At 69.9% G+C, this 7,978-nt stretch carries 8 protein-coding genes; 5 read left to right on the top strand and 3 right to left on the bottom strand.

Translation table 11 applies throughout. The features are described from left to right. Window positions 1-462 precede the first annotated feature (462 nt). The 5 genes from G6022_RS16435 to G6022_RS16415 all read left to right on the top strand — a co-directional run bounded on the left by G6022_RS16435 (window position 463) and on the right by G6022_RS16415 (window position 5,256). The gene (locus tag G6022_RS16435; RefSeq protein ID WP_095718250.1) at window positions 463-711 is read left to right on the top strand and encodes a DUF6480 family protein; all 249 of its coding nucleotides are present in this window, start codon (window positions 463-465) and stop codon (window positions 709-711) included. Between the two features lie 296 nt (window positions 712-1,007). Beyond that, window positions 1,008-1,913: a DUF1295 domain-containing protein gene (locus tag G6022_RS16430; protein ID WP_182639575.1), complete on the top strand. Its 906-nt coding sequence runs from the start codon at window positions 1,008-1,010 to the stop codon at window positions 1,911-1,913. Continuing rightward, entirely contained in the window at window positions 1,910-3,082 is a 1,173-nt protein-coding gene (locus G6022_RS16425; protein WP_182639576.1) for an FAD-dependent oxidoreductase, read from the top strand. Before G6022_RS16430 ends, G6022_RS16425 begins: the two co-directional genes overlap by 4 nt. Window positions 3,083-3,226: 144 nt before the next feature. Beyond that, window positions 3,227-3,769: a DNA starvation/stationary phase protection protein gene (locus G6022_RS16420; RefSeq protein ID WP_179523312.1), complete on the top strand. Its 543-nt coding sequence runs from the start codon at window positions 3,227-3,229 to the stop codon at window positions 3,767-3,769. Window positions 3,770-3,999: 230 nt separating this feature from the next. Beyond that, the gene (locus G6022_RS16415; protein ID WP_182639577.1) at window positions 4,000-5,256 is read left to right on the top strand and encodes a cation:proton antiporter; all 1,257 of its coding nucleotides are present in this window, start codon (window positions 4,000-4,002) and stop codon (window positions 5,254-5,256) included. Here G6022_RS16415 and G6022_RS16410 read toward each other — a convergent pair. From G6022_RS16410 to G6022_RS16400, 3 genes are all read right to left on the bottom strand, one after another. Further along, window positions 5,213-5,812 carry a rhomboid family intramembrane serine protease gene (locus G6022_RS16410; protein ID WP_107745814.1) on the bottom strand — a complete coding sequence of 200 codons (600 nt, stop codon included), beginning with the start codon at window positions 5,810-5,812 and terminating at the stop codon, window positions 5,213-5,215. The two genes, G6022_RS16415 and G6022_RS16410, sit on opposite strands and share 44 nt — an antisense overlap. Before the next feature lie 166 nt (window positions 5,813-5,978). Then, window positions 5,979-6,986, bottom strand: a complete 1,008-nt coding sequence (locus G6022_RS16405) for an LLM class F420-dependent oxidoreductase (protein ID WP_241731275.1) — start codon at window positions 6,984-6,986, stop codon at window positions 5,979-5,981. Window positions 6,987-7,180: 194 nt separating this feature from the next. Then, window positions 7,181-7,858 (bottom strand): VTT domain-containing protein, encoded by a 678-nt coding sequence (locus tag G6022_RS16400; protein WP_182639579.1) that lies wholly within the window; start codon window positions 7,856-7,858, stop codon window positions 7,181-7,183. Between the last annotated feature and the right edge of the window lie 120 nt (window positions 7,859-7,978).

Genomic DNA, 7,978 nt, shown 5'->3' with positions numbered 1-7,978 from the left:
GGCGGGCGGCGGTTCGGCGCCGGGCGCAGCCGCCCGATCCGCCGCACCCGCCGAGGGGTCGATCCCGCTCACGTTTTCCCAGCTCAAGTTCAGGTGGTCCAGCGAGACGAAATCCGACGGCTCTGACCACTCGCCGCACGAGCGTGTGATGGGACAGATTCATGCGCCGGCGCGGGGACGCCACCACGAGGCGCATCGGCCTAACCTCGCGGCCGGCCGCGCCCCCTGCCCCCGGCCGGCTCGAAGTAGGCGATCCACATAGAAGTCCGGATGCAGTTGCGGCGGAACCGGACCGTCGGGCCAGGTCGGCGAGCGAAAGTCGGGGACGGTCTGGAACCCCAGCGCGACCGCCTCCGACCTGCCCCTCCGGCGGCAGCACAACCGTTACTCAAGTCCCCGCCGGCCCTACCCGCGCCGGCATACCCGCGGGCACGTCGAGCGACGCTCGTGCAAAAGTGGGGCATGGCCAACTCCCTCCCACCAGACCCGGATCCCAGCGAGTCCCCCGACCTCGACGCCGGCGGCTCGCCCACGGGACCGCAGACGCCGGACTCGGATTCCACGTCCCTGGCCTCGGACAGCGCACGCACCGGGCAGAGCCCGACCAAGTCCGGGTCCCGCATCGGGATCTACGTGCTGTTGGGGATCATCGTGCTGATCGTCCTGCTCATGGCGCTGGGACTTGCAGGAAGGCTGTTCGGCCTGGGCTGACCACACGGCCGTAGTCGGCGCGTCGGTGAACGCCGCCCGCCACGTCACCGCCACCGGGCACCACCCGCCGCGGGGTCACACCTGATCACGTTTCCCCAGGTGGGTTTTCCCGGAATCCGTCACATGCGACCAGTCTACGAGTGGGCACACCCAGCGCGGGCCCTCCCCCGGTCACCCGGGGTGGGCGGACGCGGCCTCGCCCAGCAGGTGGCGCTCACGGCCACACCACGGCACCGCCCCACCGCATCTCACCGTTCCGCAGGTCCGCGCGCAGAACGGTCGTTACCCTGCCTGACATGAGTCAAGGTGCGTCACTCCTGCGGATCGGGATCGCTTACATCATCGCCATCGGCGCCGGGTTGGCGTGGCTGCTGTGGGGGCTGGACAGCGGCCAGCTGTGGCTCGACGGCCTGATCGCCGACCTCATCGCGACCGTGGTGATCTTCGCGTTCAGCCGCTTCTACGGGAACTCCACCTTCTACGACGCCTTCTGGTCGGTCATCCCACCGCTGCTGGCGTTCTACTGGTGGATCGCCGCCGACGCGGGGGTGAACGACGTCCGCTGGTGGCTCATGATGATCGTGCTGTTGGCCTGGGCGGTGCGCCTGACCGCCAACTGGATCCGCACCTTCCCCGGCATGCACCACGAGGACTGGCGTTACCCGATGGTCCGCGAGCGGGCCGGGCGCTTCGAGTTCGTGGCCGACCTCATGGGCATCCACGTCTTCCCGACCCTGCAGGTCTTCGCCGGACTCATCCCCGTCTACGTGGTGGCGACGCGGGCCGGTGAGCCGCTCGGCTGGCTGGACTTCGTGGCGTTCGGCGTCGGCCTGGCCGCGCTAGCCCTGGAGACGATCGCCGACCTTCAGATGCACCGCTTCGTCGCCACCCGGACGCCCGGGCAGGTCATGGACACCGGCGTGTGGTCGTGGTCCCGCCACCCCAACTACTTCGGTGAATGCGGGATCTGGTTCTCCATGGGCCTGTTCGGCCTCGCGGCCTGGCCCGGCGCGTGGTGGGTGTTCGTGGGCACCTTCGCCATGGTGGCGATGTTCCTCGGCGTGAGCATCCCGATGATGGAGCAGCGGAGCTTGGAGCGGCGGCCCGAGTACGCGCGCGTGGTGGAGCGGGTGTCGCTGTTCATCCCCCGCCCGCCCAAGAAGCGCCCGCAGGAGAAGAGCCGGACCACGACCTCCGCGTGAGCCGCCCCCGGATCGTGGTGGTCGGCCTCGGGGACACCGGGGTCCTCACCGCGATCGCGCTGCGCACCCACGGCGACGTCGTGGGCATCACCGCCAAGCCGGAGTTCGTCAGCGGCCAGGAACTGGGCCTGCGGCTGGCCCGGCCGGAGGCGTGGACGCGCGACTACCGCATCGCCTACAGCCGGTTCCGGGGCCTCGACCCCGTCCGGATCGTGCACGGCAGCGCGACCGCCCTCGACACCGAGAAGCGAATCGTGCGCGTGAGGCTCGCGGACGGAACGGTCGCCGAGGAACCGTACGACGTCGTCGTCGTCGCCACCGGGGTGACCAACGGATTCTGGCGCCACCCCACGCTCCAGGACGCCCGCGGCGTCGACGCCGACATCCTCCTCCCCCACCAGCGCATCGCGGCATCGGGGACGGTGGCGATCATCGGCGGCGGCGCGGCGGCCCTGAGCTCGGCGGCGCAGGTGGCCGAACGCTGGCCGGACAAAAACGTAGATCTCTACTTCCCCGGCGACCGCGCACTGCCTCATCACCACGACCTCGTCTGGGACAGGGTGCGCTCACGACTGGAAAGCCTCGGCGTGGGCCTGCATCCCGGTCACCGCGCGGAGCTGCCGGCGGGGGACGTCGCTGGTGGAGACGGCGGCGACGCTGCGAACCACAACAAGAACGACGACGACGACGACGAGCACCTCACCAGCGCCCCCGTGAGCTGGACGACGGGTCAGGCACCGACCACAGCAGATGTAGTGATCTGGGCGATCGGCCGCGTCACGCCCAACACGGGTTGGCTGCCCGCGGAGATGCTCGACGACCGGGGGTTCGTCCGCGTGGAGCCGACGCTGCGAGTGGCCGGGCACAGCGACGTCTTTGCGGTCGGCGATGTGGCGGCCACCGACCCGCTGCGCACCTCCGCCCGCAACCGCGGACACCTCCTGGTCGCACGCAACATCCGTGCGCACCTTCAGGGCGGCCCGCTGCGCGACTACCGGCCCCCGAGGCGCCGCTGGGGATCGGTGCTCGGCCCGCTGCGCGACGGACTCATCGTCTTTACCCCGCCCGGCCGGGGTGTCCGCGTCCCCGCCCCCGCCTCCGACGTGGTGCTCCAACGGCTCATCACCCACCAGGTGATCTACGGCGGGGTGCGCAGGCGGGTTCGATAAGTCCCGGCAAGTTCCGGTGAATGCCGGCGGGCTCGGTGAGTTCCTGCACGGGACGGTACGGGTCGGCGACCGGGCCCATAGGCACTGACCTGCACGGCGGGTCGAGCGGTCGCACGGTCCTGCCGGCGGCGCTAGGTTCGAAGCATGCCTGAATTCACTGTTCCCGGATTGTCCAATGCTGACTCCGCCACCCTCGCGGACACGCTGCAGAAGCGACTCACGGCGTGCAACGACCTGCACCTAACCCTCAAGCACGTGCACTGGAATGTGGTGGGCCCCAACTTCATCTCGGTCCACGAGATGCTCGATCCGCAGGTCGAGCTGGTCCGCGGCTACGCCGACGTGCTGGCCGAGCGCATCGCCACCCTCGGCGGCTCGCCGGTGGGCACGATGGGCGCCAACGCCGACCACCGGTCGTGGGACGACTACTCGCTGGGCCGCGACACCGCGCAGGCGCACCTCGGTGCCCTGGACAAGGTGTACGACGGGATGATCGGCGACCACCGCAAGGCCATCGCCGTGGCCGGCGAGGTGGACCCGGTGACCGAGGACATCCTCATCGGCCAGACCGCCGAGCTCGAGAAGTTCCAGTGGTTCGTCCGCGCCCACCTGGAGAACGCCGCCGGCTCGCTGTCCACCTCCGACGACGCCAGCGAGAAGGGCGCAGCCCGGTCCGCCACGGCGTGATCGCACCTGGCTGACCCCTCCTGCACGACCCCTCCAGCACGGCCACCGACGGGCCGGATTCCCACCAAGGAGTCCGGCCCGTCGTCGTTCGTTTCGCAAGCAGAGTCGCGGGGGGTGGCGAGGAAGGCCGCGGGGGTGCGGGGGTATGCAGCCGGGTGCCGCAGATAATGAACGCCGGGCGCTGACCCCAGCGGTGGTGCAGGGGCCCCGGAGGCGACCAGACTCACTGCGTGCCCAATACCGACCTGATGTTCGCGGTCATCGGCGCGGCCCTGCTCATCGGGTCGTTCCTTCCGCGCCTGCTCCGCGAGCGGGTGCTGTCCGCACCGATCGTGGTGGTGGGCGTGGGCATGGTCATCGGCTGGCTGATGCCCAACGAGTCGCAGCTCGTGGACGTGATCGAGCACGCGGAGCTGGCTGAGCGGATGGCCGAGATCACCGTGATCGTGGCGCTCTTCGGAGTGGGCCTGGCACTGGACCGGCCGCTCAGCCTGCGCGGATGGACCACCACGTGGCGACTGCTGGCGATCGGCATGCCCCTGTCCATCGCAGGAGTCGCGGTGCTGGGGTGGTGGGTACTGGGGCTGACCCCCGCGGTCGCCGTGCTGCTCGGGGCGGTGCTCGCCCCGACCGACCCGGTCCTGGCCTCCGACGTGCAGGTGGAGGGTCCGAGCTCCGGGGAGGAGGTCGACGACGAGCACGACGAGGCCCGCTTCGCCCTCACCTCCGAGGCCGGGCTCAACGACGCCCTCGCGTTCCCGTTCGTGTACCTCGCCATCTATCTGGCGACCAAGGGGGATCCCGGCGAGTGGCTCCTGGGCTGGGTGGCGTGGGACCTGGTGGGCAAGACGGTCATCGGCGCGGTGGTGGGCTACCTTCTCGGTCGGCTCATCGGGGCCGCGGCCTACCGCGTGCGGGTGGGCGACCACCGGCTCGTGGGATTCGCCGAGCCCGCCGCCGTGGCCACGCTTCTATTGGCCTACGGGGTCGGCGAGTTGCTGGGCGGGTGGGGCTTCCTCGCCGTGTTCTGCGCGGCGCTCGGGGTCCGCGCGTCCGAGCGTGACGACGAGCGCCACGAGCACTTCCACGAGTTCGTGGAGTACACCGAGCACCTGCTCACCCTGCTGGTCCTGCTGGTGATCGGCGCCTCGTTCATCTCCGACGCGCTCCCCCGCCTGCACTGGACGCACGTGGCGGTGGCGGCCGGCGTCCTGCTGGTGATCCGGCCGCTCACCGCCTGGGTCGCGCTCCTGGGGGACCGCAAACTCCGCCGCGACGAGCGGATGGTGGTCTCGGTGTTCGGCGTCCGGGGCGTGGGCTCGCTGTTCTATCTCTGCTACGCGATGGGCTCCTTCCCCAAGGAGGACGGCTGGTCGCTGTGGCCGGCGGTGTCGCTGATCATCATCGCCTCACTGGTGCTCCACGGGGCGAGCGCGTCCCAGGTCATGCGGGCACTGGACCGCCGGCGGGCCCGGGCCGGGACCTGAGCCATCGTCCGTACACCCACCCGACAGCGATTCCGACCAGGTGCCCCACCGAACCGAGGGGCAGCGAGAACAGGAACACGATGTTGATCGCAACCAGGATGGCCAACCATTGAGTAGTCGTGCCTCCGAAGATCCGTGACGACGGGCGCATCGCCAGCACCGCCGCGGTCACGCCGAATACCGCCGCCGAGGACCCGACGATGGTCCCGTCCTCCGCCCACGTCGGGACCGCAGCGGTCGCGGCCACAACACCCAGTGAGCCCGCCACCCCGGCCAGCAGATAGACCGCCACCACATCCACAGCGCGTGCGGACTTCTCCAGCAGTGGCCCGAACGCCGCCAGCATCACCACCATCAACACGACGTGTACGAGGAGGTCGTGGACGAATATCACGGTCAGCGGACTCCATGGCCGTTCACCCAACCCCTCAGCGCTTCCCGGAAGGGCGAGCCGCTCCGCGATGTCGGGGCTCACCAGCTGGGCGACGTACACGACTATCTGGATGGCGATGATCGAGAGGACGGCGGGACTGCTCTTCAACCTCGTGAACAGCATCAGCGGTGTCCTTACTCGAGATGCGCCGGCGACGTGGAGAACCGCCGGCCCCGACGCCGATCGGCGCAACGGAGTTCACTGTCCTGCCTCCGCGGTTCATTACCTCACGGAGTGCTGTCGAAGGTGACGCGAACGAGAAATGGCACACCGGGGACGTTTCACCCCTCTACACCTGCCGCGCGACCTCCGAGGCCACGAGCTCCAGGTGATCGAGATCGGACATGTCCAGAACCTGCAGGTAAATGCGCCGGGCACCGATCGCCGAGTACCGGCCGATGGTGTCGACCACCTGATCCGGGGTTCCGGCCGCGCCGTTGGCCCGCAGTTCCTCCGGATCCCGGCCGATGGCGCCGGCCCGGCGGGCGAGCTCCGCCTCGTCGCGGCCGCAGCACAGGACCAGGGCCGCTGAGCGCACGATCTCCCCCGGCGCCCGGCCGCGCTCGGCGCACGCCTCGTCGACGCGGCGGTACTGGGTGGCCACGGTGTCGACGTCGGCAAAGGGCACGTTGAACTCGTCGGCGAACCGGGCGGCCAGTGCGGGGGTGCGACGCTTGCCGAAGCCCCCGACGATGACCGGCGGTCGCTGCTGCAGCGGCTTGGGCAGGCCGGGAGAGTCCACTAGATCGATTCGCTTGCCGCGCACGGTGACCGTCTCGCCCTCGGGCGTCGACCACAGGGTCTCCAGTGCGCCGAGGGTGTCCTCGAGCATGTCGAACCGCTCGCCGATGGGCGGGAAGGGGATCCCGTACGCGGTGTGTTCGTCGTCGTACCACCCGGCGCCCAGGCCGATGTCCAGGCGTCCCCCGGACATCTGGTCGACCTGCGCGAGGGAGATCGCCAGCGGGCCGAGGTGCCGGAACGTCACCGAGGTCAGCAGGGTGCCGAGCCGGATGGTGCTGGTCTCCCGGGCCAGGCCGGCCAGGGTGAGCCAGGCGTCGGTGGGTCCGGGCAGGCCGCTGACGTCGCCCATCTTGAGGTAGTGGTCCGAGCGGAAGAACGCCTCGTAGCCCAGCTCCTCTGCCGCGCGGGCGACCGCGAGCTGATCAGCGTAGGTGGCACCCTGCTGGGGTTCGACAAAGACGCGCAGCCCGACCTTTCCATCGGACGCGCGGTCGGTGGTGGCGCTGGGCGCGGTGGCGGAGCTGGACGCGGGCTGGCTGGAGTCGGCTGGCATGACGTCCAGAATGCCTCCGCTTGATCAGGCGTGCCAGTGTGACCGGCCCATGCGCGTCCCAACCGGGGCTGCACGAAACGAACGACGACGACAAAGCCATCGCAGGGTCACTCTTGATCGCGTTCTCCCAGGTCGGGTGTTGGCGAATCCGTCACATTCGACCACTCGACGAGTGGGCGGGAGAACACCGGCGCTCACTGCACGCTCTCGGCGCGTTGCCGCTCCCTCAGCCGCAGCACGCGCTTGGCCACAAACCAGACAAACAGGATCGCGATGATCGCCAACACCGCGTTGGACAGCACCCCACTCCACCGCTCCAGAACGGGCTTGATCGCCGGGCCAAACACGAACCCCGCGCCAATCCAGATCGCGTTCCACACCCCGGATCCGATGAGGGTGTAGGCGGAGAAGTGCAGGACGGGCATTCGGCTGATCCCGGCGGGTATCGAGACGAACGAGCGCACCAGGGGGACGCAGCGCCCCAGCAGCACGGCCACTCCGCCCCACCGCTGGAAGAAGGCTTCCGATTTGTCGAAGTCCTCGTAGTCGAGCAGCGGGATCCTGCCCACCAGGCGCCTCGTGCGATCGCGTCCGAGCGCGGCCCCGACGGCGTACCAGATCCAGGCGCCGAGCAGCGCGCCCGCCGTGGCCGCGGCCCAGGCGAGGGAGAAGCTCATCCGCCCCTCGTAGGCGAGGAACCCCGCCCCGGGCAGGACCGCCTCGGACGGGATCGGTGGCAGGAACGTCTCGAGCAGGATCGCCAGTCCCACGCCGAGCTCGCCCAGTGTCTCCATGAGATTCAGGACCCATCCGATGAATCCGCTGTACTCGGCCGAGGGTTCGATCGGCGGCGCCTGGGCAAGGGTGATCACGTCGATGTCCGTTTCTCCCGCGCTCGGGGCCTGGTGAGCGTCTCTGGTCGCGGGGCCGGGTGTCCACGGCCCGGTCGCGGTGCAGCGCATGCCCGGCAACCATTGGAGGATACCGGTTCA

Source organism: Dietzia sp. Cai40 (assembly GCF_014145165.1).
GTDB classification, from domain to species: domain Bacteria; phylum Actinomycetota; class Actinomycetes; order Mycobacteriales; family Mycobacteriaceae; genus Dietzia; species Dietzia natronolimnaea.
This window is presented reverse-complemented; position numbering and strand designations above follow the sequence as displayed.